General features: G+C 63.2%; 21 protein-coding genes and 1 riboswitch. Of the genes, 12 read left to right on the forward strand and 9 right to left on the reverse strand.

Annotated elements, in window-relative coordinates:
- Positions 1-57: 57 nt before the first annotated feature.
- The gene (locus tag J2Z17_RS11910; protein WP_209945240.1) at positions 58-1974 is read left to right on the forward strand and encodes a L,D-transpeptidase family protein; all 1917 of its coding nucleotides are present in this window, start codon (positions 58-60) and stop codon (positions 1972-1974) included.
- Positions 1975-1997: 23 nt separating this feature from the next.
- Here the strand turns inward: J2Z17_RS11910 and gph are convergent, their stop codons facing one another.
- Complete coding sequence (gph, locus tag J2Z17_RS11915) at positions 1998-2681, reverse strand: phosphoglycolate phosphatase (protein ID WP_209945242.1); 684 nt, start codon at positions 2679-2681, stop codon at positions 1998-2000.
- 146 nt (positions 2682-2827) lie between these two features.
- On the opposite strand from gph, the gene rpiA reads away from it, so the two are divergent.
- The 5 genes from rpiA (at position 2828) to J2Z17_RS11940 (ending at position 7374) form a co-directional block, all read left to right on the forward strand.
- Positions 2828-3526 carry a ribose-5-phosphate isomerase RpiA gene (rpiA, locus tag J2Z17_RS11920; protein WP_209945244.1) on the forward strand — a complete coding sequence of 233 codons (699 nt, stop codon included), beginning with the start codon at positions 2828-2830 and terminating at the stop codon, positions 3524-3526.
- 15 nt (positions 3527-3541) lie between these two features.
- Positions 3542-4081, forward strand: coding sequence for a DUF2059 domain-containing protein (locus J2Z17_RS11925; RefSeq protein ID WP_209945246.1), 540 nt, complete (start codon positions 3542-3544; stop codon positions 4079-4081).
- Between the two features lie 118 nt (positions 4082-4199).
- The gene (gor, locus tag J2Z17_RS11930) at positions 4200-5588 is read left to right on the forward strand and encodes a glutathione-disulfide reductase (protein WP_209945248.1); all 1389 of its coding nucleotides are present in this window, start codon (positions 4200-4202) and stop codon (positions 5586-5588) included.
- A gap of 107 nt (positions 5589-5695) precedes the next feature.
- Positions 5696-6436 (forward strand): hypothetical protein, encoded by a 741-nt coding sequence (locus J2Z17_RS11935; protein WP_209945250.1) that lies wholly within the window; start codon positions 5696-5698, stop codon positions 6434-6436.
- Positions 6437-6438: 2 nt separating this feature from the next.
- On the forward strand, positions 6439-7374 hold the full coding sequence (locus J2Z17_RS11940) for an ATP-grasp domain-containing protein (RefSeq protein WP_209945252.1): 936 nt from the start codon (positions 6439-6441) through the stop codon (positions 7372-7374).
- Between the two features lie 42 nt (positions 7375-7416).
- On the opposite strand, the gene J2Z17_RS11945 is transcribed toward J2Z17_RS11940, so the two are convergent.
- Complete coding sequence (locus J2Z17_RS11945) at positions 7417-8307, reverse strand: alpha/beta hydrolase family protein (RefSeq protein ID WP_209945254.1); 891 nt, start codon at positions 8305-8307, stop codon at positions 7417-7419.
- A gap of 224 nt (positions 8308-8531) precedes the next feature.
- On the opposite strand from J2Z17_RS11945, the gene J2Z17_RS11950 reads away from it, so the two are divergent.
- On the forward strand, positions 8532-9908 hold the full coding sequence (locus J2Z17_RS11950; RefSeq protein WP_209945257.1) for a class II 3-deoxy-7-phosphoheptulonate synthase: 1377 nt from the start codon (positions 8532-8534) through the stop codon (positions 9906-9908).
- Between the two features lie 76 nt (positions 9909-9984).
- On the opposite strand, the gene J2Z17_RS11955 is transcribed toward J2Z17_RS11950, so the two are convergent.
- The 3 genes from J2Z17_RS11955 to J2Z17_RS11965 all read right to left on the reverse strand — a co-directional run bounded on the left by J2Z17_RS11955 (position 9985) and on the right by J2Z17_RS11965 (position 14373).
- Positions 9985-11712 carry a pilus assembly protein TadG-related protein gene (locus J2Z17_RS11955; protein ID WP_209945259.1) on the reverse strand — a complete coding sequence of 576 codons (1728 nt, stop codon included), beginning with the start codon at positions 11710-11712 and terminating at the stop codon, positions 9985-9987.
- A gap of 2 nt (positions 11713-11714) precedes the next feature.
- Entirely contained in the window at positions 11715-12131 is a 417-nt protein-coding gene (locus tag J2Z17_RS11960; RefSeq protein WP_209945261.1) for a TadE/TadG family type IV pilus assembly protein, read from the reverse strand.
- A gap of 355 nt (positions 12132-12486) precedes the next feature.
- Entirely contained in the window at positions 12487-14373 is a 1887-nt protein-coding gene (locus J2Z17_RS11965; RefSeq protein ID WP_342454400.1) for an LTA synthase family protein, read from the reverse strand.
- A 259-nt stretch (positions 14374-14632) separates the two neighbouring features.
- On the opposite strand from J2Z17_RS11965, the gene J2Z17_RS11970 reads away from it, so the two are divergent.
- From J2Z17_RS11970 to bluB, 3 genes are all read left to right on the forward strand, one after another.
- A complete protein-coding gene (locus J2Z17_RS11970) occupies positions 14633-16312 on the forward strand; it encodes an NAD+ synthase (RefSeq protein ID WP_425342635.1) in 1680 nt (559 codons plus the stop codon).
- Between the two features lie 29 nt (positions 16313-16341).
- The gene (locus J2Z17_RS11975; RefSeq protein WP_209945263.1) at positions 16342-17184 is read left to right on the forward strand and encodes a TolB family protein; all 843 of its coding nucleotides are present in this window, start codon (positions 16342-16344) and stop codon (positions 17182-17184) included.
- Positions 17185-17214: 30 nt separating this feature from the next.
- Positions 17215-17410: riboswitch (cobalamin riboswitch) on the forward strand.
- Between the two features lie 48 nt (positions 17411-17458).
- Positions 17459-18166: a 5,6-dimethylbenzimidazole synthase gene (bluB, locus tag J2Z17_RS11980; protein ID WP_209945265.1), complete on the forward strand. Its 708-nt coding sequence runs from the start codon at positions 17459-17461 to the stop codon at positions 18164-18166.
- A 5-nt stretch (positions 18167-18171) separates the two neighbouring features.
- Here bluB and J2Z17_RS25525 read toward each other — a convergent pair whose 3' ends face one another.
- The 4 genes from J2Z17_RS25525 to J2Z17_RS12000 form a co-directional block, all read right to left on the reverse strand.
- Positions 18172-19275 (reverse strand): DUF2865 domain-containing protein, encoded by a 1104-nt coding sequence (locus tag J2Z17_RS25525; RefSeq protein WP_209945268.1) that lies wholly within the window; start codon positions 19273-19275, stop codon positions 18172-18174.
- 148 nt (positions 19276-19423) lie between these two features.
- A complete protein-coding gene (locus J2Z17_RS11990; RefSeq protein ID WP_209945270.1) occupies positions 19424-20065 on the reverse strand; it encodes an acyl-homoserine-lactone synthase in 642 nt (213 codons plus the stop codon).
- A 123-nt stretch (positions 20066-20188) separates the two neighbouring features.
- Positions 20189-20860, reverse strand: a complete 672-nt coding sequence (locus J2Z17_RS25410; RefSeq protein ID WP_280923362.1) for a helix-turn-helix transcriptional regulator — start codon at positions 20858-20860, stop codon at positions 20189-20191.
- Between the two features lie 277 nt (positions 20861-21137).
- Positions 21138-23447, reverse strand: a complete 2310-nt coding sequence (locus J2Z17_RS12000; RefSeq protein WP_209945272.1) for an NADP-dependent malic enzyme — start codon at positions 23445-23447, stop codon at positions 21138-21140.
- Positions 23448-23689: 242 nt separating this feature from the next.
- Here J2Z17_RS12000 and J2Z17_RS12005 point away from each other — a divergent pair, with 242 nt between their 5' ends.
- Both J2Z17_RS12005 and J2Z17_RS12010 read left to right on the forward strand, forming a co-directional pair.
- Positions 23690-24535, forward strand: a complete 846-nt coding sequence (locus J2Z17_RS12005; protein ID WP_209945274.1) for a UDP-2,3-diacylglucosamine diphosphatase — start codon at positions 23690-23692, stop codon at positions 24533-24535.
- Between the two features lie 187 nt (positions 24536-24722).
- Entirely contained in the window at positions 24723-25874 is a 1152-nt protein-coding gene (locus J2Z17_RS12010) for an ABC transporter permease (protein WP_377300069.1), read from the forward strand.

Below are 25874 nucleotides of genomic sequence, written 5' to 3' on the forward strand. Positions count from 1 at the left end.
ATTGTGGTCCGATGGGCTACGCCAAGCCACCAGCAAACAACACTCCGGACAGGCCGCATGACCCGGTCGATTGGGGAATTTACATTGCATTACTCGACCAAAAAATCCGTCTGGGCGACCGCGCTGGTCGCATCCATCGCCGCCTCCACCCTGATGACCTCGACCGCGAGCGCTACCACGCTGCTCGACATCCTGCGCGGTGGCCCGGGACGGGGTGGTCACCAACAGGTCCGCGGCAATCAGAACGTGTTCGGTCAGGAACGGTACCCGGCTGCGCCGCAGTTCGACGACGATCCCGAGCCTTTGCCGACGGTGACCGGTCCGACCTACAAGGCCTATCGCCCGGACGGGCTTCGGCTGGTCAAGGCATCGCTGTTTGCGGCAGAGACCGCCTCCGACGTCACCACCACGGCTTCGATCTCGGCCGACGAGAACGGCCGTGCCTATCTGTCCGAGGTGAAGGTCAAGACGACCGACGATGTGGCCGATGCGGTCGAAGCCTATTACAGCGCCAAGAAGCCGCTACTGTGGACCGATGGCGAAGCCGTCAACGACAAGGCCAAGGCCGTCATGGCGTTTCTCGCCGAGGCCGACACGGTCGGTCTCGATCCGCGTGACTACGCGGTCGATATGCCGAACGACGCGCTGAAGGCGACGGACGAGGACGGCTACCGTCGCGGCCTGATGCAGTTCGAAGTGGCCCTGTCGTCCAAGGCGCTGACCTATGTGGCCGACACCCAGCGCGGTCGCATCGAGCCGGACAAGATTTCCGACTATTACGATTTCAAGCGCAAGCCGGTGAAGCTGAAGCCGGTGCTCAACCTGTTGCGGCTGAGCCCGGATGTCTCCGCCTATCTTCGGGCCCGCGATCCGCAGAGCTCCCAGTTTCAGGCGATGAAGCACGAGCTTGCCCGCCTGCGCGAACAGGACGGCAATACCAACCGGATCGAGATCGACGCCAACCTGCTGTTGAAGCCCGGCCAGCAGGATGCCGAACTGCCGAACGTCGTTGCCGCGATCAAGCGGTCCGGCTCGGATTCGTTGAAGACCGACAACGCGGTCGTGCTTGCAAGCTATACCGACGGTCAGGACTACACGCCGGAACTGGTCGGCCTGGTCAAGAACTTCCAGAAGGAAGTCGGCCTGAAGCCGGACGGTGTCGTCGGCCCGGCAACCGTGCGCAAGCTTGTCGGTGACAGCAATGCGGAAAAGATCCACAAGCTGATCGTGGCGATGGAAGAGCTGCGCTGGCTGCCGGACGATCTCGGCCAGCGCTACGTGTTCATCAACCAGCCGGCCTATCGTGCGGTCTATGCCGAGAACGGCAAGGAAAAGCTGTCGATGCGCGTCGTTGTCGGCGGCCCGCGCACCCAGACCTATTTCTTCCAGGACAAGATCGAGACCGTCGAAGTAAATCCCTATTGGGGCATTCCGCAGTCGATCATCGTCAACGAATATCTGCCCAAGCTGCGTCGCAACCCCGGCTATCTCGACCAGATCGGCTACGAGACAACCTACAAGGGCCGCAAGGTATCGTCGACGCAGGTTAACTGGAACGATTCCAGCTACAAGTCGGTCGGCGTTCGCCAGCCGCCGGGTGGCAAGAATGCGCTCGGAGAGCTGAAGATCCTGTTCCCGAACGCCCATGCGATCTACATGCATGATACGCCGTCGAAGAGCTTCTTCCAGCGCGATGCACGGGCCCTCAGCCATGGCTGCGTCCGGCTCCAGCATCCGCGTGAAATGGCCGCTGCCGTGCTCGGCACCAGCGTCGACCACGTGGCGTCGGAAATTGCAGGCGGCCAGAACAAGGCTCTGCCGGTCAAGGCCGATATCCCGGTCTACGTCGCCTATTTCACGGCCTGGCCGGACAAGGACGGCAAGATCCAGTATTTCAACGACGTCTACGACCGCGATGCCTATACGCAGAAGGCCTTTGACGCGACGAGCAGCGTGCGGGAGAGCGGGGTCTGACAAGACCCGCTGCCGCCTCCAGACTAGCGTGACGACAACAGACGCCCGACCAGTTCGGGCGTCAATTCGTTGTAGCTTGCGATAATGCAGGTGGCGCCGAGCTCCTCGACCGGCACGTCCGAATAGCCGAAGGGCACGGCAATCGACGGCACGCCGGCATTGCGGGCACCGAGAATGTCGTTGATGCTGTCGCCGACCATCACCGCCTCGCTCGGGTCGCCGCCCGCCATCTCCACCGTCAGCCGGATGTGATCGCCATGCGGCTTGCGCTGGGCGAAGGTGTCGCCGCCGCTGATCGCCGCGAAATGGCCGCTGAGACCGAGGCTCTCGATCAGCGGACGCGCCAGGCTCTCCATCTTGTTGGTGCAGACGGCCAGCCGGTAGCCGGCCTGGCGCAGCTGCTCCAGCGCCTCCGTCAGCCCGTCGAAGGGACGGCTATGGCCGGGCATGTTTTCCCCGTAATGCGCCACGAAGCGCTGCATCATCGCCGGGAGCGCCTCGGCGGGCAGGTCGATGCCGCGCAGGGCAAAGGCGCGCTCGATCATCACCCGGGCGCCATGGCCGACAAGATGCGTGATGTCGTCATAGGTCACCGGCGCCAGGTTGTGGGCTGCGATGGTGAAATTCAGGCTGTCGATCAGGTCGTGCGCCGTGTCGACAAGCGTTCCGTCGAGATCGAAGACGATGGTGGCAGTGGTGTCTGACATGCTCTGGGCCTCTTTCCGGTTCCCCCGGCGATTAGGGGAAGGGGCTCTTGATTGCAAGTCGTTGACGGCGCCCGAAAAGGGCTTTCACTCGGCCAATCAGCCGTGTAAACAGCATCTCGACGGAAACGGACGGAGTAAACGGCGCGATGGACGCCCGCGAAATGAAGATCGCAGCCGCGCAGGCGGCACTGGCGCATGTCGAAGATGGCATGCGGCTCGGGATCGGTACGGGATCGACGGCGGAAGAATTCGTCCGCCTGCTGGCCGAGAAAGTGGCAGGCGGCCTGTCGGTCGAAGGCGTACCGACATCGGAGCGCACCGCCAGGCTCTGTGTCGAACTCGGTGTCTCGCTGAAATCCCTCGACGAACTGCCGGAACTCGACCTGACCATCGACGGTGCCGACGAGGTCGATCCGGCGCTGCGGCTGATCAAGGGTGGCGGCGGTGCACTGCTGCGCGAGAAGATCGTCGCGGCTGCGTCATCCAAGGTGATCGTCATTGCCGACGAAACCAAGATGGTCGACACGCTCGGCGCTTTCCCCTTGCCCATCGAGATCAATTCCTTCGGCCAGGCATCGACCCGGATCGCCATCGAGCGCGCGGCCGAGCGGCTGGGCCTGACCGGCGATCTGACGCTGCGCGGATCGCATGACGGTCCCTTCATGACAGACGGCGGGCACTTCATATTCGATGCATCATTTGGCCGCATTCCTGATGCAGAGGCGCTAGGGCACGCGCTCCACGCCATCCCCGGGGTCGTGGAACACGGACTATTCATCAATCTGGCCACCCTTGCGATTATTGCCGGTCCCCAAGGGGCGCGCGTGGTCGAAAAACAGGTCTAAACAGGAGCATTATTCATGGTGAGGAAAACAAGCTTCGGTCGCGCCGCCTCGGCCGCCCTGGTGATCGGATCGGTTCTGCTGGGCGTGTCCGCCAAGGCACAGGACGCGTCTGACGAACAGATCCAGGCAGCCCGCGCTGCGATTTCCGCGCTTGGCTTGACCAACCAGTTCGACAACATCCTGCCGGGCCTGGCGGATCGGCAGAAGCGCGAGCTGATCCTCACCTATCCGAACCTGGAGGAAGAAATTTCCGCCTCGGTCGACAAGAACGCCCTGGCGCTTGCTCCGCGTCGCGCCGATCTCGAGCAGGAAGCCGCGTCGGTCTACGCCAAGTCCTTCACCGCGGAAGAGCTGAAGCAGATCGCCGATTTCTACAACAGCGACACCGGCAAGAAGTTCATCAAGGACGGCCCCGTCGCGCTGCGCGAAATGGCCAAGGCCGCCGATATCTGGGCATCCGGCATCGCGCGGGACCTGAACAAGCAGACCAATGAAGACATGCTGAAGCTGGTCGGCAAGGAAGGCGCTTCGACCGCCGAGGCACCGAAGCCTTAACAGGCCCGCATCCAGTCCCTATGTTAGTCGAGGCCCGGCATCCGTCGGGCCTCATCCCATTTCAGACGACCGTTCACCTTTTCCCCTGCCGGTCGCCCTTTCAGCCTGGAGCCCAGCCATGTCCGCATACGATTACGACCTCTTTGTCATTGGTGGCGGCTCCGGCGGCGTGCGCGCCGCGCGGGTGGCATCCAGTCTGGGCAAGCGGGTCGCGATCGCCGAGGAATATCGCTATGGCGGAACCTGCGTCATCCGTGGCTGCGTGCCGAAAAAGCTGTTCGTCTATGCCTCGCAGTTTGCCGAGCATTTCGAGGATGCCGAGGGCTTCGGCTGGACGGTCGGCGAGAGCAAGTTCGACTGGTCGGCGCTGATCGCGGCCAAGGACAAGGAAATCGACCGGCTCGAAGGGCTCTACCGCAAGGGGCTGGAGAATGCCGGCGCCGACATCCTGTCGACCCGTGCGGAGCTTACCGGCCCCCACAGCGTGCGCCTGACCGATAGCGGCAGGGAAGTGACCGCCGAGCGGATCATCGTTGCCGTCGGCGGAACGCCCAATCCGCACGAGGCGCTGCCCGGCCACGAGCTCTGCATTTCCTCCAACGAGGCCTTCGACCTGGAGGCGCTGCCGCAGTCGATCCTGATTGCCGGGGGTGGCTATATCGCCGTCGAATTCGCCAATATCTTCACCGGGCTTGGCGTCGACACAACGCTGATCTATCGCGGCGCGGAAATCCTCTCGCGCTTCGACATCGACATGCGCCGCGGCCTGCACGAGGCGATGGAGGCCAAGGGTATCCGCATCCTCTGCCACGACGTCATCGAGAAGGTCGAAAAGACCGCCGGGGGCATGCTGAGCGCGCGCACCAAGAATAGCGGCACCCTGTCGGTTGGCCAGATCATGCTGGCGCTCGGCCGCGATCCGGCAACGCATGGTCTCGGGCTCGAGGCTGCCGGCGTCGAGGTCGATGCTAGGGGCGCGATCAAGGTCGATGAATATTCGCGCACCAATGTGCCGAGCATCTTCGCGCTTGGCGACGTCACCGACCGCGTGCAGCTGACGCCGGTCGCGATCCATGAAGCCATGTGCTTCATCGAGACCGAGTACAAGAACAACCCGACCAAGCCGGATCATCACCTGATCGCGACGGCTGTGTTTTCGCAGCCGGAGATCGGCACCGTGGGTCTCTCCGAAGACGACGCGGCCAAGCGTTTCGAGGAGATCGAAGTCTATCGCGCCCAGTTCCGCCCGATGAAGGCGACGCTGTCGGGGCGGCAGGAAAAGACGATCATGAAGCTGATCGTCAACGCCGCCGACCGCAAGGTGGTCGGCGCCCATATCCTCGGCCACGATGCCGGCGAGATGGCGCAACTGCTCGGCATCACGCTGAAGGCCGGCTGCACCAAGGACGACTTCGACCGGACCATGGCCGTGCATCCGACGGCTTCGGAAGAACTGGTGACGATGTATGCCCCGAGCTACCGGATCCGGAACGGTGAGCGGGTCTGAGATAGCCTCTGTGTGCTGATTGTTGTGTTGGCTAGCAAATGCAGTTATAGGTTGCAAAATTCTCTCTTTTGGTGTTGACTTCTGTCTCTGCCATAGGGGAGGTGGACATGGCCAAAACAGTCAGAATTCTGAGTGTGCAATCGGTCGAGCTCAGCCTGGAGAAGAGCGATCCCGCACGTCTGGTCGTCATAGCCATGGGGATCGCCTCTACGCCGGGCTACACCAATGTCCGGCTCGATAGCCTGGAAGAGGAATTGTCGTCTGACGGCATTTTCGATCTGGAGTTTGTCGGAGATCCGCCTGATGGGATCGTGATCCCGAAACTGACGCCCGTTGCGGCGTCGATCGTTCTCGACAGGGATGTGGACAGGATCGTCGGAGTGCTCGTGCACGCGCGTACGAACCAGCTGCTGCAGCTTCTGTCGCGCGACCCCCTGACCGAGAAGACGCTGGCACTCGGTGAAGAGATGCTGACGACGTTTGCGCTGGGTGAGGAAAATCCCACGACGCTCGCATTCGGGGAGGAGACGCCGTCGACCCGGGCCATCGGTGAGGAAGATCCGTCCACCCGTGCACTGGGCGAAGAGGATCCGACGACACTGGCGCTCGGTGAGGAGGGGGGCGGTTCCACCGCCGCAGTCGGCGAAGAATTTCCAAAGACCCTTGCCCTTGCCGAGGAGGGGCCAAAAACCCTCGCGCTCGCAGAAGAGGGGCCGAAGGGCATCGTCGGCGAAAGCGGTCCGGTTGCGCTCGAGAAGCTCCCGGGAATTGAGAACAAGACACTCGGAAGCGAGATATTCGATCCGCAGTCGCCTCTGGTCCTTCGCGGCCCGTTCGGAGTGCGCTGAGGATGGCTGCGCCTCGGGTGCTGATCGCCGGCGGCGCCCGGGACCCTTGCCTCGCGCGGCTGAAAGCCAGGGCCGACCGGCGCGGCATAAAAGCCCTGATGCTGCTGCACGACGATCAGACCGAGTGTGCCGTGCGGATCGACGAACAGGGCATGCTCTTCGTCGATGATCGGGAGGCGGCGGTGGATGCCGCATTCGTCCGGTGCGACGTCTTCGGCTCCAGTCGCAGGGAAAGTCTCGCTGCGCTGCCGCGCGGCCAAAGCTGGTTTTCCTTCGCCGTCGGCTGGCTGGCCGGGCGACCGGACATCGTCATGTTGAACCGCGGCATGCAGATTTTCGCCGGCATGAAGGTCACGGATCTTTCGCTGGCGAGAGAATGCGGTCTTGCGACGCCCCGCAGTCTGGTCACCAACGAACGCGCGGCGATCGAGGCATTTTCTCAGGCGGTAGGTCCATGCGTTGCCAAACCGGTCAATGGTGGCGCCTATTGCAAGGAGCTCGACGAGGCGCTTCGCGACGCGCCTTCGCGGGATGGATGCCTGCCGCTCCCGGCATTCGTGCAGGAGCGGCTGATCTATCCGGAATACCGGCTCTACCGCATCGGTCGGTCCTACACCGTCTTCCGGGTCGAAAGCGAAACGCTGGACTACCGTATAGACAATCGTGCCGCGATGACGATCGTCGAGCCTGCGGGATCGCCCGTCGAACCGCTGTTGCCCGCCTGCGAGATGATGTGCGACCGGCTGGGGCTGGATTTCTGTGCCTTCGACCTGAAGACGCGCGCATCCGACGGCGCGCTCTGTTTTCTGGAGGTCAATACGGGGCCGATGTTTGCCGTCCACGATCACGTCAGCGATGGGCTGATCACCGACCTCATTCTGCATGAGCTGCTGCAGGGCGAATTCCAGGGAAGAGAGAGGCTGGCAAGGACCGGATGAACAGTGACAGTCCGGCAAGACGCCCGGCAGGCGGATCGGCGGTCACGAGCCCTTGAGAAGCCAGTCGGCGGCAGGTGCCCATAGCCGGTCGCGGTATTCCTTGCGGAAGAAGCCGAGATGGCCGATGGGGCCGCCGGCCTCCTGCGGTGTAAACCGGCGGCGTTCCAGCGGGGCGTTGCTGTAATATTTGAGGAGGGCCTCCTCGGCGCGCGGCGTGCCCCAGGGGTCGTCGGTGGCACCGATCGCCAGGATCGGGGTGCGAACCTCGGCAAAGCGCTGCTCCGCCCGGAGCGACGGATCGGCGAAGAAATATTCCTTGCGCCGCCCCCAGCGTGCCCATTGGCGAAAGACCGTGCCGGGCAGGGCTTCGCCGAGGCCGACCCAGCCCGGCAGCCGTCCGGTCACCATGGCGATCGGAACGCCGACGAGGTTCATCGTGGCGAAGATTTTCAGCGGCTGTTCCAGATTGGCCCAATGGCCGGTCATGGCGGCGACCATCATATAGCGCTGGAAATGATCGTGGCGTTGCCCGAGCCCCAGGGCCTGGCCGCCGAAGGATTGGCTGACGCCAACCACCGGGCGCTCCGGTGCCTCCTGTTCCAGCCGGGCGAGGGCGGCCGGGAAATCCTTCTCCGCCCAGTCGAGCATCATCACCGATTGCGTCCAGTCGCGCGGTGTGCGCGATGCCGCGACGCCGCGATAGTCATAGGTGAGGGCAGCCCGAAAGCTGCGTTCCGTCACCAGATATTCTGCGAAACGCCGATAGAAGCGCTGCGCCACCGCGGCTGCCGACGAGATCAGCGCAAGCGGTCCGTCGCCGGTGCCGGTAAACAGCGTGCCGGCCAGCGGATGATCATCGAGTGCCGCGAAGGTGATCGGCCTCGTCAGGCACGCGCCGTCCGGCACAGACTGCGCCCTGTCCTCTGTCGCCATGGCTGCTTTTCCTCCCCAGGTTCGAGCCCCGCGATAGGATCACAATATGACGTGTACGTAAAGGTAAGGAAGTGCGCAGGGACGGCAGTCCCGGCTGCCTCCGACCGGCTGGTTTGCGGCCGTTCCGGTCGAAGTTCATGCTTTGCAAGATGGGTTTATGCGTCTATAAGCCGCCCAATATTTGGGCCGGTGGAAGAGGCGGTCCGCAACGAATGGTGAGTGACATGGCACAGAATTGGACCCCGAGCAGCTGGCGGCAGAAGCCGATCAAGCAGGTTCCGGCCTATCCGGACCAGCAGGCGCTGCGTGACGCGGAAGGGCGGCTTTCCACCTATCCGCCGCTGGTGTTTGCCGGTGAGGCGCGCCGTCTGAAGAAGCATCTGGCCAATGTGGCGGAAGGCAATGCCTTCCTGCTGCAGGGCGGCGACTGCGCCGAGAGCTTCGCCGAACATGGTGCCGACACGATCCGCGACTTCTTCCGTGCCTTCCTGCAGATGGCCGTCGTCCTGACCTATGGCGCGCAGCTGCCGGTGGTCAAGGTGGGTCGCATTGCCGGCCAGTTCGCCAAGCCGCGCTCCTCGGACAACGAGACGCAGGGCGATGTCGAGCTGCCGAGCTATCGCGGCGACATCATCAACGGCATCGAGTTCACGCCGGATGCCCGCATTCCCAATCCCGAACGCCAGATCATGGCCTACCGCCAGTCGGCTGCGACGCTGAACCTGCTGCGCGCCTTCGCCATGGGGGGCTATGCCAACCTGGAAAACGTGCACCAGTGGATGCTGGGCTTCGTCAAGGATAGCCCGCAGGCCGAGCGCTACCGCAAGCTCGCCGACCGGATTTCCGAGACCATGGAGTTCATGCGGGCAATCGGCATCAATGCCGACAACCAGCCGAGCCTGCGCGAGACGGATTTCTTCACCAGCCACGAGGCGCTGCTGCTGGGCTATGAAGAGGCACTGACCCGCGTCGATTCCACCTCGGGCGACTGGTACGCGACCTCGGGCCACATGATCTGGATCGGCGACCGGACCCGCCAGGTCGATCACGCCCATGTCGAATATTGCCGCGGCATCAAGAACCCGATCGGCCTGAAATGCGGCCCGTCGCTGCAGGCCGACGACCTGTTGAACCTGATCGACGTGTTGAACCCGGCGAACGAAGCCGGGCGCCTGACGCTGATCTGCCGGTTCGGCTATGACAAGGTCGCCGACCATCTGCCGAAACTGATCCGCGCCGTCGAGCGCGAGGGTCGCAAGGTCGTCTGGTCCTGCGATCCGATGCATGGCAACACGATCACGCTCAACAACTACAAGACCCGTCCGTTCGAGCGCGTCCTGTCGGAAGTCGAAAGCTTCTTCCAGATCCACCGCGCCGAAGGCTCGCATCCGGGCGGCGTGCATATCGAGATGACCGGCAACGACGTGACGGAATGCACCGGTGGTGCGCGTGCGCTGTCGGCGGAAAATCTGCAGGATCGCTACCATACCCATTGCGACCCGCGGCTCAATGCCGACCAGGCGCTGGAACTGGCCTTCCTGCTCGCCGAGCGGATGAAGGATGGGCGCGACGAAAAGCGGATGATCGCCGCCAACGGCTGAGCTGTCCCGGGATCGTCCAGATGAAAAAAGAAGGCCGGGTTTTGCCCGGCCTTTTCAATTGGTGCCACGCGCTTGTTCACTGAACCAGAACGGGGTGCTGACAGCTCGCGTAATTGACCGTGACATCGGCTTCGCCGACCTTGATCCCGAGCGCGAGCAATGTGTTGTAGAGCAGCGCATCGATCGGCCGTGTCAGGTCCGACAGGGTCTCGGCCAGGGCATCCTGCACCTGCTGCGGCGAGGAGACCTTGAGGCCGCCGAGACGGATATCGGCGTCCAGATTGCTGAGCAGCGATCGCTGCAGCGTCGTCAGCGCATTGGCCGTCGAGACGTTTTTCGTGGTGTTGTAGGCAATCTCGGTCGGCGTGAAGGTCAGCGTCCTCGGGCTCGCATTGGTACTGCTGACCTCGGCTTTCGCGTCGATATCGATCAGCATGGTGTCGAGCAGCTTCGCCTTGGTGACGCGGGGCGTCTGGCCGAAATTGGCAAAGGCCGAAGCGTCGACGCGGCCGAGAGCGAGTTCGACAATGCCCGGCACCACCTCTATGCCGACGGTTGCGGTGCCGCCTGAATAGCAGTCGATGGCCGACAGCCGTGCCTCGGCATGGGCAAGCTCGAGGTAGAGCGGTATGGCAAGCTTGGTCCCGGTCAGCGCGAGCACGCCGTCGCCGGTGACCTCGACGGCGAGGCGGGTTTGGGCGGTGCGCACTACCGTGCCGACATCCCCGACAGCCGAAGGCGGGACTGCCTGCGGCGGTTCGCCGATGGCAAGGGTCACCCTGGCGGCCGACAGGCCGGGTAGGGTGGCGCCGAGATCGACCGCGACCTGCCGGCCGTTCTGCGCAATGCCGCCAAGGGCGGATACCAGATCCAGCGCCTCGATCTCGACGGTATGGGCAGCGGCACTGCCCGGCGCCAGCATGGCAAGCTGGCCGAGGGACATGACCCTCGACAGCTTGATCGACGTGGTCGACCGGCCGAGGGCGTCGGCCAGGCGGTCCAGCGCGCGGTTTACGGCAGATGATTGCGCCGATCCGGAGGCCATCGCCTCGACGATTTGCGGCAGACGAATATCGGCATCCAGAATGTCCTGATAGCTGGCCGCCTGCAGATCCAGTTTCGAATTCAGAGCGTCCAGCATGTCCAGTGCCGAGACTTCACCATCCGCCAGCTGCTCGTAATCCATGACGTCGAGGTCGATTTTCGTGCCGAGCAAGGCGCTGGTGACCGCATTCAGCACGCCGCCATGCAGGCTCGCCAGACGGCTGCCGATCGAAAAACCGGCAAGCTTGCGACGCGCGGCGATGCCGCTGGCAGAAAGCAGCGGCGGATCGGCGAAGACGGAAGCGAAATGCAGTTGCGCACGCTGGGTAAGGTCGACCCTGACCGCATCCGGGCGGCTCGCTGCCGGACGGAAGCGTTCTTCGACGGTGATCCGGCCATCGGGCTCGTAGGTGCCGGTCGTGACGCGGGCGAGGGCGTCGGGCAGCGCTGTGAGGTCGGCCGCCTCTGCCGCGCGGTCCGGCCAGAGAAGCTTCTGGCCGTCGAGAACCGGCATGTCTATTCCGTTCGCGCCGAAATAGGCAGCGGTTGCCTTTGCCGGCGACGACAGGTCCGAGGCCGCCTGGATCGCGGCGAGGTCCGCGGTCTGCTGCAGCGCCCGGCGTTGCAGCGTCAGGCCGCCATAGTCGACGCCCAAGGCCAGCGTGCCGATGACGACGGGCAGCAGAAGTGCGGAGGAAATGGCGAAATTGCCATCGGTCGCTGCAAGAAGGCGGCGACCTGTCGCGGTGATCCTGGCCATGGTCAGAGCCCTCCGATGCGGATCGTCGCATGTCGGTCGATACGCTGGTTCGGCATGACGAAGGTGTAGAGATTCCAGATCGGCAGGGCCGAGGCGTCGTAGCTGATTGCGACGGTAAACTGATTGGGGCTGTTCCTGTCGTCGCTGACGCTCACGTGGAACCGGTTCTTGTCGAGAAAGGCATAGTCATCGGCCGTGCCGCGGATATAGTCGTCCGCGAGCCGCGTCCGTTCGCTTTCCGTCAGGCCGGCAAGGGCGGTACGCGCGGCATCCGCCGTCAGCTGCTGAACGGAGTGGGAGGCTGCCAGATAGATGCCGTAGCCGATCATCGTGAAGACGATGAGCAGAAACACCGGCGCGAGAATGGCAAACTCTATCGCGGCGGCGCCCCGGGTGTCTGAAAGGGCTCTCAATCGCATGGCATCGTCCTCCTTTGTTAATTTCTTAATTAGGAGAATAAGATGTGCGTGAGATCTTAGAGCCGTGTTTTCAGGAACGTTAAAATGCAAGGATTTCCTGTAGTTTCACGAGATTGTTAACAATGCAAAATAATACAAGCATCCGCACCGTACCTCTTGGCCACTACGGTGCTAAGTCCTCGATGCTGATACCGTAGAATTGATCCGTATTGTTATCGCTTTCGCCGTCTCAATACACACTCTCTATTCGCCGGCATGCAGCATGCAGCGAGCCGCATCTGATCCGTATGCTAATCTATTCTGTTGTATGAAGTCCGCAATCAGAATGCATGACCCTGCGCAGGCGCGGCGCTGGTCAGCTGCCGTTTGAAATCGATCTCAACTCGGGAAAGAAGCTGTCGCGGGCGTAAGTCTTGCCGAACATCATGTCGAACTGCAAAAGCCGGTAGCGGTTCAACAGGGGGTCCTGTTCGGCCGCGTCCGCCTGCCAGTCCATCTGGCCGACGCCATCGGGGTCGATGAGCTGCGTGCGATCGACGATCGGATAGCGTTTTTCCACCGCACCCAGCAGGCCGGTGTAGAAGGGATGATGGAGACCGGCGAGCCGCACGATGTGATAGGGCAGCTGTGACGGACTGATCGCGCCGATGTCCTTGATCACGCCGCGCCTGGAGGACCAGACGACCAACGGCGTTTCGTGCTGCCGCTTCAGCGTCTCCGGCTCCGCCCGGCGGGTGGCGACGACCTGCGGCATGTAGCCGGTATCGGTGTAGACGGTTCCGAGCGGGGGCAGATGGTCGCCGAACAGCACGATCAGGGTCTCGCGCCGACGGCTGGAAGCCCAGTCCATCAGCTTTTTCAGGCTGTCGTCGGATTCCTTGACACCCTGCGTATAGGTCGCGAGCGCTGCCTTGCTGCTGTCGCTCAGCTGCGCGCTTTCGATGTCGATCGTGTTGCGCGCATAGCGGTTCGGCTCGTAGGGACCGTGGCCCTGTAGCGTCACAGCGAAGAAGAAGAACGGGTCACGGCTCTCGTCCGCCTCGTGAATGATCGCCTTTGTCAGCGACTCGTCGGAGGCGAAGATGCCGCGCTTGTCCATCGTCGGCAGATTTTCCTCGGACAGGAAGCTGTCGAAGCCGAGATAGGGATAGACGGTGCCGCGGTTCCAGAACCAGGCTTGGAACGGATGGAAGGCCTTGGCGACATAGCCGCTGGAGCGCAGGAACGTGGCAAGCGAAGGAAGGGGCCGGCGCACATATTGCTGATAGGGAATGCTGCCATAGGGCAGGTAGGCATTGGAGAAGCCGGTGAGCGCCTCGAACTCGACATTCGCGGTCATGCCGCCGAACTCCGGCGAGACGATATTGCCGGAGCGGTTGGCCCTGACCGTCGGCATCGGATCCCTGGAAAACGTGACGCCGTCCAGGCGGGTCGGATCCCAGAGGGACTCGCTCATCACCATGATGATGTCGGGCCGGCTGGTCGGATAGTAGCCGAAACCGGTATCGCCCGGCGTCATCGCCTGCATGGCATTGGCGTTGTAGCCGGCGGGTGCGGCGACCTTGGCCATCGGCACATTGAAGGCAAAAGCCACCAGAAAGCCGTTATGGCGGTAATTGGCCTGCTGGTCCCACATCATCGGGATCATGTTCAGCCGGTCGCGAAGGACATAGAAACGGGTATAGTCGAGAAAAGGAACGGCAGCGATCAGGATCGGCAGGGCAAGGGCGATGCGCACGATCCGGCCACGCACGGTCAGCTTCGACAGATGACGGCGCGACAGCACCCAGAGACTGACCAGCAGGACGATCGAGCCCAAGACCCCGAGGCCGGTCAGGGCGGCCTGCACCGGGTGGGCGGCGACGAGCACCGGCATCAGTTCGCCGATCTGGCGGCCGAACAGCAAATCGCTCGGATAGAGCGGGTCCGGCAGATAGTTCTGCTTCTGGGCGGACATGAAGGCGAGCAGCAGAAGCGGCGGCATGACCACCAGCGTAGCCTGATGCGACCGACCGAGAACGCCGTCGACCAGCAGGAAAACAAGGCAGACAAGGCCGCAGACGGCCAGTCCCGGGCGGTTGGCGGCCAGGAAGAAATCGCCGATATCCGTCAGGCTGCCGCGGCTCAGCCACTCCGTCAGGAAGACCGTCAGCATGGCGAGCGTGAAAGACCCGGCCAGCAGTTGGGCGACGCGCCAGATCCGCTGCGGGACGACGGCGTCTTCGACGGCTAGAGGTCTCACAATAGCGGCCAATTGGCCACGGATCGACGGTAGAGGCAATTTGCTCTCCTGAAAAACATCCCGGATTTTAACGGCTTAGATGCGGCCCGCCCCGATCCCCAAGCGTCATGAAACTGTCATATAATTGTCATGAACGCTAGATGAACGATGTGCCAAACAGGGTCTGCGATCAGATTTATTCGCTCCGCGGGCCGCTTCTTGGCCAAGGGCCACGCCGATCGCCGTTGCGGAGCCGATGCCTGCACGCTAAATGGATAACATGACCGATATGACCCCACGCCCAGATACCCTCCGCATCGCCGTCGCCCAGTTCAATCCGGCCGTCGGCGACGTGTCCGGCAACCTTGCCAAAGTGCGCGAGGCGCGCGCCGATGCGGCGCGCCAGGGCGCCGATCTGCTTTTGATGACGGAGCTTTTCCTCTCCGGCTATCCGCCGGAAGACCTGGTGCTGAAGCCGGCATTCCTGGCGGCCTGCCTGTCGGCCGTGGAACAACTGGCAGCCGACACCGCCGATGGCGGTCCGGGCATCGTCGTCGGCTTCCCGCGTCAGGGCAAGGAAGGGCGCCACAATGCGATCGCCGTCCTCGATGACGGCAGGATCATCGCCGTTCAGGACAAGGTCGACCTGCCGAACTATGGCGAATTCGACGAAAAGCGCGTGTTCACCGCCGGCCCGATGCCGGGGCCGATCAATTTCCGCGGCGTGCGGCTCGGTATTCCGATCTGCGAGGACATCTGGGGCGATCTGGGGGTGTCCGAGACCCTGGCCGAAAGCGGGGCCGAGATCCTGATGGTGCCGAACGGCTCGCCCTATTATCGCGGCAAGGTCGATATCCGCCATCAGGTGGTGCTGAAGCAGGTGATCGAAAGCGGCCTGCCGATGATCTATGCCAACCAGCTGTGCGGGCAGGACGAGCTGGTGTTCGATGGCGCCAGCTTTGCCTTCAATGCCGACAAGACGCTGGCCTTCCAGATGAGCCAGTTCGAGGAGACGCTCTATGTCTCGACATGGCGGCGGCGGGCCGATGGCTGGCGGTGCGAGGAGGGGCCGGTGTCGCAGATCCCGACCGGCGAGGAGGCGGACTACCGCGCCTGCATGCTGGGCTTCCGCGACTATGTGAACAAGAACGGCTTCCGCAGCGTCATCCTGGGACTCTCAGGCGGTATCGACTCGGCACTCTGCGCGGCCATTGCGGTCGATGCGCTCGGCGAGGAACGGGTGCGCACGGTGATGCTGCCCTATCACTACACCTCCGAGGAATCCTTTTCCGACGCGGCTGCCTGCGCCAAGGCGCTTGGCTGCGACTACGATATCGTGCCGATCGCCGAGCCGGTCGAGGGCTTCCTCGCCGCCTTGTCGGAAACCTTCGAGGGCACCGAGAGCGGCGTGACGGAGGAGAACCTGCAGAGCCGCACCCGCGGCACCATCCTGATGGCGATCTCCAACAAGTTTGGCTCGATGGTGGTGACCACCGGCAACAAGTCGGAGATGTCGGTCGGCTATGCGACGCTGTACGGCGACATGAATGGTGGCTTCAATCCGATCAAGGACCTCTACAAGATGCAGGTCTATGGCCTGAGCGCCTGGCGCAACGCCCATGTGCCGCCCGGCGCGCTCGGCCCTTCGGGCGAGGTCATCCCGGCCAACATCATCTCCAAGGCACCCTCGGCCGAGTTGCGGCCGAACCAGACGGACCAGGATTCGCTGCCGCCCTATCCGGTGCTCGACGATATCCTCGAATGCCTGGTCGAAGGCGAGATGTCGGTAGACGACATCGTGGCCCGTGGGCATGATATCGCGACCGTCCACAGGATCGAGCATCTGCTCTATCTGGCGGAATACAAGCGTCGGCAGTCGGCGCCGGGCGTGAAGATCACCAAGAAGAATTTCGGCCGCGACCGGCGTTATCCGATCACCAACCGGTATCGCGACCGCTAGGGCGGGCAGACGGCGCGCGAGGAGGAGCGATGCGCAGTTCAGTGGAGATCTACGATCTGGCCACCCGCCGGACACGGGTGATATTCCAGACCACGCAGCTGGTCGAAGCACCGAACTGGACGCCGGACGGGCTTCACCTCATCGTCAACGGGGATGGCCTGCTCTATCGGCTGGCTGTCGAGGGCGCCGACACGCTGGAGCCTATCGATACGGGCTTTGCCGTCGGCTGCAACAATGACCACGGGATTTCGCCCGATGGCCGCAGCCTGGTGATCTCCGACAAGACCGAATACGGCAAATCCTGTATCTACACGCTGCCGGTCGGTGGCGGCGTGCCGCTGCAGGTCACGGCCCAGATGCCGTCCTATTGGCATGGCTGGTCGCCGGACGGCCAGACGCTGGCCTATTGCGGAATCCGCAACGACGAATTCGACATTTACACCATTTCGGTCGATGGCGAGCCGGAGACGCGGCTGACATTCGGCGAGGGCCGCAATGACGGACCGGATTTCTCCGCCGATGGTCAGTGGATCTATTTCAACTCCAGCCGCACCGGGTTGATGCAGATCTGGCGGATGCACTGCGATGGCAGCGCGCTGCAGCAGCTGACGGATGATAACTACGGCAACTGGTTTGCCCATCCCTCGCCGGATGGCGAAAAGGTCGTGCTGATCTCCTATGACCCCGATGTCTTCGATCATCCGCGCGACAAGCAGGTGCGTATCCGGCTGATGAAGCCGGACGGCAGCGACCTCGAAACGCTGTTCGAACTCTTTGGCGGGCAGGGCTCGATCAACGTGCCGAGCTGGTCGCCGGACGGCCGGGCCTTCGCCTTCGTGCGCTATTTTCCCGAACAGGCGACACACGCGTAATTGCCGGCTTGTCGCCATCGCCGGATCGGATAGAACGGACAGCTATCAGGTGCCCGCGTTGTGCGGGAGAATCGGGAAGCCGGTGACAAGTCCGGCGCGTGCCCAACGCTGTGAGGTTGATGACCTGCCATGGAGCGCCCTTGCTCCGGCCACTGGCGCTAGCGCCGGGAAGGCGGCAGGTCAGTCGATGCCGAGCCAGAAGACCGGCCTGATGTCATGGACCCAGCCTTGCGCGGACGGCAGGCGGTCGCGATGCGTTGTTGGGGATTTGACGATGCAACAAGACGAACCAGACGATCACCTCGTGCGCGCCGCCGCGTTCAGCAAGGCCGATCGCGACGCCGTTTACCGGGCGATTCATACCCGTCGCGATGTTCGCGACCAGTTCCTGCCCGATCCCTTGCCGGACGATCTCGTGGGGCGACTTTTGCAGGCCGCCCATGCGGCGCCTTCGGTCGGCTTCATGCAGCCCTGGAATTTTCTCCTGGTGCGCGATGCGGACAGGCGCGAAGCGGTATGGCAGGCCTTTGCCAGAGCCAACGACGAGGCTGCGGAGATGTTCGAGGGCGAGCGCCGCGACAGCTACAGGCAGCTGAAGCTCGAGGGCATCCGCAAGGCACCGCTCGGCATCTGCGTCACCTGCGACCCGGATCGCGGCGGGCCGGTCATCCTCGGGCGGACGCACAATCCGCGGATGGACAGCTATTCCACCGTCTGCGCCGTGCAGAACCTCTGGCTGGCCGCGCGTGCCGAGGGCGTCGGCGTCGGCTGGGTCAGCATATACCGCGCCGATGACCTGCGGCAGATCCTCGGCATTCCCAGGCGCGTCGAGATTATCGGCTGGTTCTGCGTCGGCTACGTGGAACAGCTTTTCGACGCGCCCGAACTGGCCGTCCGGGGCTGGCGCCAGCGACTGCCGCTGGACGGCCTGGTGTTCGAGGAGCGGTGGCAGGAGGAAGAGGGCCCGGCCGTTGGCACCTGATGCGGTTACTGCTGGGGCTGAACACCATCGCCTCGCGGATGCATGAGGTCGATGCTGGTCGTCTCGGTCGGCACGAAGGCCGGACCGACCTGGCGGGCGGCGTCTCTTGCCGGATCATAGTCCCGCTCGCGCGGATCGATCTTCGTCTCTGCCCGCTTCTTCGGGACCAGCGGGATATGGGTGACGGACGAATAGCTGTGCTTGTCGCGGCGCACCAAACCCTTTGGCATGTTCTGCTGATAATAGGCCGAGAAATTGCAGCTGCAGGCGGGCGTGTCCGACGGGGTGGTATCGCGGTAGGCATAGGCGTTCGGCATCTCGCTATAGGGGCGGCCCGTCTCGGCCGACACCATGTCGTCGCTTTCTGGCGAGCGGAGCGGATGGTAAAACAGCTCGGCCCGGGCGCCCGGACACATCTGCCGGCATGTCTGGGCATCCGCTTCGAAATTCAGCGGCGTGGCATGGGACGAAATCGGGAAGAATGCCCCGTCGCAGGTGCGCACGCAGACTGTACGCAACGGCCCGCTGTCGGGCGGCAGGTCTGACGCTCCCTCTGCCACACGGCCCTCGTCCAGATTGCCGGCCGGCTCGCCCGTCTGCCTGCTCGAGAAGAAGTCAGTGGAAGGCCGCATCTCCTCATCGCGGTCCCGTGTGGCTTCGGCGTCATCGCTTTCGGCGGTGGCGATCTCGTCTCCGGTGCAGGCATTCTTCTTCAGCGCCGCACTCAGCCTGGCACGGCGGGCCGTCAGGCTGGCCGCGCGACTGACGCTCTCATACTGGACAGAAAGCTGCTTCTGGTTGGCGGCCATGCGGGTGAGGGCATCCGCGATGTCGTCGCATACGGGGTCGTGCACAGCGCCGAAAGTGGTGACGCTGGCCGTCGGGCAATTGCGCTCACGGGCCTGTCGCTGCGCTTTCTGCATCTCCAGGTTCTGCTGGTTGATGGCATTGGATATCGCCCGCGCCTGGACCGACGAGCCGATGACCTCCGGCAAGGAGGCCAGTTGCTCGGCCAGTTGCGCACAAACTCCTGCCGCCCGTACGAGACCGGCCGGCACGAGGGTGAGGCCGGCAAGCACGGTTAGCAGCAGAAAATAGCGGTTGTTCACGCAGATGATCCGTTCGGCTGTTCGAAACGTCGGACGGGCGAAGCGTCTTACATGCTGCTAACATACCGGCGACGGGCCCAAAAGGCCAATCGCATCTCTTGTCGTCGATCGGCGCCGGTTTGCCCGGATCCGCTGACGGGCGCGACCGTTATGCCGCGCGCAGCTTGCCGAGCGAAAGCGCGGGGTCGACGAGACGGTCGCTGATGTCGGCCACGGCCTTCATCCGGTCGAGCAGGGCGTCGTTGACCTCCCATGCAATGCCGACGGCCATGACCGAGCCGATCTTCTGCGGCGGGCCGATGCGCTCGCCGGGGCAACCCATGCGGCGGAACATCCGTTCGAGGAAGACATCGGTCACCGTGACGACATGGCTGACGCCGGAGGCGATGCCGAGCTCGCCGACACCGCACATCAGTTCGGCGGCGGCAATCGTCACCTGATTGGATGCACGGTCCTGCGAGATCTCCGGCTCGATGCAGAAGCGGCTGGATTCCCAGATCGCGGCACTGCGGATTTCCGGCTGACCGCCCAGAAGTTGTGGAAAAGTATCGTCCAGCATGTTGGGGCCAAGGGTTGGCAGCAACCGGAGGGCCCCCCGCAGACGGCCTTCGGGGGACCGCGAGAGAACATAGACCGGGTTGGCGTCGTCATAGTGGTCGATCTCGATATCGTCCCTCACATTGACGTCCCAACCGAGCAAATCATGGAATACGCGCTTGCGGAGACGGAAGACTTCTGCGAGCGATGCTGCGTGTTTCTCGCCTTCTGCGCCGGAAATGATTTCGATCATGTGTGCCTCCATGGGTTTACACCCACAAAGTGCAAGACGCTTGCTCCCTATGAAACTGGCGGTAGCGACAGTTGACGAATGGTTAACTATTTCGCATTATCGCTCGAATAGGGTTTTTTTGGATTATTGCGATAGCAGGCCGTGGCAATAGGCCTCCGCGACCGCCTGCGTGTTCGTTACCACGTTCAGTTTCCGGCGTGCATTGGACATGAAAAACCGCACTGTCCGTTCTGTGATGCCGAGGATCTTGGCGATTTCCCAATAGCTCTTGCCGGCCGCCGCCCAGCGCAGCGTTTCCAGTTCGCGGCGTGTCAGAGCCGGATTGTCGCTCGTGTCGCTGGCTGCAACGGAGACCAGGGGCGGCCTGCGGTCGAGCATTGCCGCATGGAAATACACCCCGAGCGTATGGAGGTCTCGGTCGTGCAGGCGCCTGAACTGCGACCACGCGCGGGCATCGGCGTCCATGTTGACCGCCAGGATCGCCGTGCGACCATTGCGCGAGGCAAGTGGGTAGCAGGCACCGGCCTGCCGCAGGTCCAGCCGGTGGGCCATCGCGCCCAAGGTCGCCGCTGACGAATGCTTGTTCTGCAGCGTGGCCCAGTCGATCGGCTTGACGCCGGCCATCGCCGCTTTCAGCACGTCGTGCAGGGGCGAGGTGCCCAAGAGTGACAGCGCTGCCACCGCCCGCGCATCGAGCGTATGGTGCAGGCAGTGGACGGTCAGTCCGGCCCCGTCATACATTGCCGGACCGGCATCCACATAGAGCACATGCGCCAGTCCAAAGGTGCGTTTCATGCGGTTGAAAAAGTCGTGTGGCCGAACAGACCGCTGTTCTTCGAGCCAATCAATCAGGTCATAATAATTCATACGATCGCCCATCGTACTGAAACCCCTATAAGCAGAAAGGGAAAGAGTGGGCGGTCGGTTCCAACTTGTCCAGACAGAACACGACCTGCGGCGGTGCAGGAACTGTGGACATGTCTTGGAACCAATTAGTATTTAGGGGTATTGAAATAAGCCGGCGTGGCACCGGGTTCCGGGCCACGCAGATGGCGGTTGTCCGAGCCGCCGGTTAGTCCGGTTGAGACGCCTCGACGACGGCCAGCGCTGCCATGTTGGCAATGCCGCGCGACGTGACGGAGGGCGACAGGATGTGGGCCGGCATGGCGGCGCCCAGCAGGATCGGGCCGACATGCAGTCCGTCGAGCATGGTCTTGGCAAGACCGAGCGCGATATTGGCGGCATCCAGATTGGGGAAGACCAGAAGATTGGCTTCTTCGGTCAGCGTGCTGTTGGGCATTACCCGCTTGCGCAGGCTTTCGGCGATCGCGGAGTCGCCATGCATCTCGCCATCGACTTCCAGATCCGGCGCCAGTTCGCGCACGATGCCGAGTGCCGTGCGCATCTTGCGGGCGGTGACCGAATCCCTGGAACCGAAATTCGAATGCGACAGCAGGGCAGCCCGCGGGGTCATGCCGAAGCGGCGGATCTCGTTTGCCGCCATGATGGTGACTTCGGCGACTTCTTCGGCCGTGGGGTCATAGGTCACATAGGTGTCGGTGAAGAAGGTGGCACCACGCTGCGAAATCAGCAGGCTGAGGGCGGAGAAGTCGAGCACGCCGGGCTTCTTGCCGATGATCTGGCGCACGTCGCGCAGATGCCGGTCATAGCGTCCCTCGATGCCGCAGATCAGGGCGTCGGCGTCGCCGCGCTTGACCGCCAGCGCGCCGATCACGGTCGTGTTGGTGCGCACGATCGTGCGGGCACCCTCGGGCGTGACACCCTGGCGGCCGACGAAGCTGAAATATTCATCGACATAGTCGCGGAAGCGCGGATCGTCCTCCGGGTTGATCACGTCGAAATCGGTATCCTGGCGGATGCGCAGGCCGAAACGCTTCAACCGGGTCTCGATGATCTGCGGACGACCGATCAGGATCGGTTCGGCGGCATTCTCCTCGACCAGGGCCTGGGCGGCCCGCAGCACGCGCTCGTCCTCGCCTTCGGCGAAGATGACGCGGCGCTTGGAGGCAAGCTTGGCGGTGGCGAAGATCGGCTTCATGATGAAGCCCGAGCGGAAGACGAAGCGGTTCAGCTGGTCGAGATAGGTGTCGTGGTCGGTGATCGGCCGACGGGCGACGCCGCTCTCTTCGGCTGCCTTGGCAACGGCCGGCGCGATGCGCAGGATCAGTCGCGGGTCGAAGGGCGAGGGGATCAGGTAGGTCGGTCCGAACACCGGCGCTTCGCCGCCATAGGCGCGGGCCGCCGCTTCCGAGGCCTCCTCGCGCGCAAGGGCTGCAATGGCGCGCACGGCCGCCATCTTCATTTCTTCGTTGATCGTCGTCGCGCCGCAATCCAGCGCACCGCGGAAGATATAGGGGAAGCAGAGGACGTTGTTGACCTGGTTGGGGAAATCCGAACGCCCGGTACAGATCATAGCGTCGGGTCGAGCCTCGCGGGCCACATCCGGCATGATTTCAGGGTTCGGGTTGGCAAGCGCCATGATCAGCGGCTTTTCCGCCATGCGGGCCAGAAGCTCGGGCTTCAATACGCCGGCGGCCGACAGTCCGAGGAAGACATCGGCGTCATCGATGGTCTCGTTCAGCGCGCGCTTGTCGCTCTCCTGGGCATAGATCGATTTCCATCGGTCCATCAGGACCTCGCGCCCGACATAGACGAGACCCTCCAGGTCGTGGACCCAGATGTTCTCGCGGCGGGCGCCCAGTTCGACCAGGAGGTTGAGACAGGCAAGTGCCGCCGCACCGGCGCCGGAGGCGACGATCTTGGCGTCCTCGATCTTCTTGCCGGCAAGCTCCAGGGCGTTGACGACGGCGGCGGCGACGATGATCGCGGTGCCGTGCTGGTCGTCGTGAAAGACCGGGATGTTGAGCTTGGCGCGAAGCTGTGCCTCGACTTCGAAACATTCCGGCGCCTTGATGTCTTCCAGGTTGATGCCGCCGAAGGTCGGCTCCAGCGCTGCGACCGTCGATACCATGTCACTGACGCGCGGCGCGTCGATCTCGATGTCGAAGACGTCGATGCCGGCGAATTTCTTGAACAGGACGGCCTTGCCTTCCATCACCGGCTTGGACGCCAGCGGGCCGATATTGCCAAGCCCGAGCACGGCGCTGCCGTTGGAGATCACGGCGACCAGGTTGCCGCGGGCGGTATAGTCGAAGGCGGTATCCGGTTCGTCGCGGATGGCAAGACAGGGAGCGGCGACGCCCGGCGAGTAGGCCAGCGCCAGGTCGCGCTGGTTGCCCAGCGGCTTGGTTGCCTGGATCTCGAGCTTACCCGGGCGCGGATAACGATGGTAGAACAATGCCTGTTCATCGAGATCGCCCTTAGCCGGACCTGCCTGCTTGCCTTTGTCTGTCGCGTCCATTGTCTCACCGCATTTGCTCAAAATATCGAGCCCCTCCATACACCAATTGCCGGGGGGTGGTAGACCCGGCGGCCGCGGCCGACGCCGGAATCTGTCGTTTTTTGCTAAAACGAGGTGTCCCCGCCACCTGCCTGCGACAAAATGTCTGTAGCGCGAAGCCACGGGCGGGCATTGTCATGTTCCTGATACAAGACTCTGGTTTTGGATGGCTTAGACGAGATCAAGCCAGAGGGTAGGCTGCCGTGAGCGATCAATCCGCACCGAAATCGTTGAGAACGCTGTTCATCTCCGACGTTCATCTGGGCTCCAAAGCCGCCAAGACCGACTTCCTGCTGGAGTTTCTGCGCCTGCACGAGGCACAGACCATCGTGCTGGTCGGTGACATCATCGACGGCTGGCGGCTGAAGCGCAGCTGGTACTGGCCGCAGGAATGCAATGACGTGGTGCAGAAGCTGCTGCGCAAGGCCCGCAAGGGCACCCGCGTCATCTATATCCCCGGCAATCACGACGAATTCCTGCGTGACTTTCCAGGCACCCATTTCGGTGGCATCGAGGTCGCCGAGCGGATCATCCACGAGACCGCCGACGGCAAGAAATATCTGGTGCTGCACGGTGACGAGTTCGACGTCGTCGTGCGCAATGCGCGTGTTCTCGCCTATCTGGGCGACTGGGCCTATGACGCGGCGATCGCCATCAATGTCGTGCTGGCGGCCGTGCGCCGCAAGCTCGGCATGCCCTATTGGTCGTTCTCGGCCTGGGCCAAGCTGCAGGTCAAGCAGGCGGTCAATTTCATCGGCGAGTTTCAGCGCGTGGTGGCCGACGAGGCCCGCCGCAACGAGGTCGACGGCGTGATCTGCGGTCACATCCATCACGCCGTGATGGAAGACATTGACGGCATCCACTATGTCAACACCGGTGACTGGGTAGAAAGCTGCACCGCGGTGGCAGAGCATCACGACGGCCGGCTGGAGATGATCACCTGGTCGCAGGTGCAGCCGGGTGACGCCACGGTCAAGGCGCTGCCGCCGCCGGTGGCGACGCCTTTTCCGGTCGACCAGCTCGGCAAGAAGAAAGCCCATGCCGCCTGATCTGCGATTTCGCAGGCGGTGAGGGCATGTTCGCCATCAGGCATGTGTTGCAGGAAGGTGACGGCTCGGCCTTAACTGCTTGAGGACGGATGTGAAAGCGGCTGCCGGCCGCTATATTCGCAGACACTGACGGCATTCAACTCCGAGTCGCCGCAGGTCGTGAGTGCGTCCGAAGGAATCTGTTCGTTTGAAGCCGCTGCAGCAAGACAAGGCGACGATCGATGTAGAAACATCCGGTCAGCAAGGCGCCACGAAGGTGCGCCTGGGCGGCCCCTGGATCAACAGCAGCGTCAGCCCCGTCTTGTCGAAGCTCACCGAGCTTGAGCGCGACATGGGCAGTGGCGCGCTCGAAATCGACCTCAGCGACGTCTCCCGCATGGATACCACCGGCGCCTGGCTGGTCCGGCGGCTGATCAGCGCCTCGCATGCACACAATACCGATGCCGTCGTCAACGGCGCGCCGCAGCAGATCGTCGAACTGATCGAGGCGCTGCCGGAAGAGCTCGTTCCGCCACCGGATGCCGCACCGCCGGCACCGATCTTCCAGCGGGTCTTCGGGCCGATCGGCCGCACCGTCTTCGAGCTCTGGGACGATATCGTCGCCATGCTCTATGTCATCGGCTCTGCGGTGCGTGGGGCGCAGATCAAGTTCGGTCGTGGCAGCGGCGTGTCGCCGGCTGCCGTCGTCAACCAGCTCGACCATATGGGCGTGCGTGCGGTGCCGATCGTCTCGCTGATGTCTTTTCTGATTGGTGCGATCATTGCGCAGCAGGGGGCGTTCCAGCTGCGCTATTTCGGCGCCGAGGTCTTCGTCGTCGATCTCGTCGGCATTCTGCAGCTGCGCGAAATCGGCGTGCTGTTGACCGCGATCATGATTGCCGGCCGCTCCGGCAGCGCGATTACGGCTGAAATCGGCTCGATGAAGATGCGCGAGGAAATCGACGCGCTGAAGGTGATCGGCCTCAATCCGATCGGTGTTCTCGTCTTTCCGCGGCTGGTGGCGCTGACCATCGCCCTGCCGCTGCTGGCGGTGATTGCCAATTTTGCCGCCCTGATGGGCGCAGCTGTCGTCACCAATATCTATTCCGGCATCACCTACCAGGTCTTCCTGTCACGTCTGCACGAGGCAATCGACTATTCGACGATTGCGTCGGGCATGATCAAGGCGCCGTTCATGGCGCTTGCGGTCGGCGTGGTCGCCGCCGTCGAGGGCATGAAGGTTGGCGGCAGCGCGGAATCGCTCGGCCAGCACGTGACGGCCTCGGTGGTCAAGTCGATCTTCATCGTCATCCTGATCGATGCGGTCTTTGCGATCTTCTACTCCGCGATAGATTTTTAA

Source organism: Heterorhizobium halophytocola (assembly GCF_017873095.1).
GTDB lineage: Bacteria > Pseudomonadota > Alphaproteobacteria > Rhizobiales > Rhizobiaceae > Allorhizobium > Allorhizobium halophytocola.

Excerpts from the sequence above, each read along its gene's own strand:
- J2Z17_RS11990 (WP_209945270.1), bottom strand. The coding sequence starts at position 20,065 with ATGATCGAAATCATTTCCGGCGCAGAAGGCGAGAAACACGCAGCATCG.
- J2Z17_RS11940 (WP_209945252.1), top strand. The coding sequence starts at position 6,439 with ATGGCTGCGCCTCGGGTGCTGATCGCCGGCGGCGCCCGGGACCCTTGC.
- bluB (WP_209945265.1), top strand. The coding sequence starts at position 17,459 with ATGCAACAAGACGAACCAGACGATCACCTCGTGCGCGCCGCCGCGTTC.
- J2Z17_RS11970 (WP_425342635.1), top strand. The coding sequence starts at position 14,633 with ATGACCGATATGACCCCACGCCCAGATACCCTCCGCATCGCCGTCGCC.
- J2Z17_RS11975 (WP_209945263.1), top strand. The coding sequence starts at position 16,342 with ATGCGCAGTTCAGTGGAGATCTACGATCTGGCCACCCGCCGGACACGG.
- gph (WP_209945242.1), bottom strand. The coding sequence starts at position 2,681 with ATGTCAGACACCACTGCCACCATCGTCTTCGATCTCGACGGAACGCTT.
- J2Z17_RS11955 (WP_209945259.1), bottom strand. The coding sequence starts at position 11,712 with ATGGCCAGGATCACCGCGACAGGTCGCCGCCTTCTTGCAGCGACCGAT.
- J2Z17_RS25410 (WP_280923362.1), bottom strand. The coding sequence starts at position 20,860 with ATGAAACGCACCTTTGGACTGGCGCATGTGCTCTATGTGGATGCCGGT.
- J2Z17_RS11910 (WP_209945240.1), top strand. The coding sequence starts at position 58 with ATGACCCGGTCGATTGGGGAATTTACATTGCATTACTCGACCAAAAAA.
- J2Z17_RS11960 (WP_209945261.1), bottom strand. The coding sequence starts at position 12,131 with ATGCGATTGAGAGCCCTTTCAGACACCCGGGGCGCCGCCGCGATAGAG.
- J2Z17_RS11950 (WP_209945257.1), top strand. The coding sequence starts at position 8,532 with ATGGCACAGAATTGGACCCCGAGCAGCTGGCGGCAGAAGCCGATCAAG.
- gor (WP_209945248.1), top strand. The coding sequence starts at position 4,200 with ATGTCCGCATACGATTACGACCTCTTTGTCATTGGTGGCGGCTCCGGC.
- J2Z17_RS11945 (WP_209945254.1), bottom strand. The coding sequence starts at position 8,307 with ATGGCGACAGAGGACAGGGCGCAGTCTGTGCCGGACGGCGCGTGCCTG.
- J2Z17_RS11935 (WP_209945250.1), top strand. The coding sequence starts at position 5,696 with ATGGCCAAAACAGTCAGAATTCTGAGTGTGCAATCGGTCGAGCTCAGC.
- J2Z17_RS12000 (WP_209945272.1), bottom strand. The coding sequence starts at position 23,447 with ATGGACGCGACAGACAAAGGCAAGCAGGCAGGTCCGGCTAAGGGCGAT.
- J2Z17_RS11925 (WP_209945246.1), top strand. The coding sequence starts at position 3,542 with ATGGTGAGGAAAACAAGCTTCGGTCGCGCCGCCTCGGCCGCCCTGGTG.
- rpiA (WP_209945244.1), top strand. The coding sequence starts at position 2,828 with ATGGACGCCCGCGAAATGAAGATCGCAGCCGCGCAGGCGGCACTGGCG.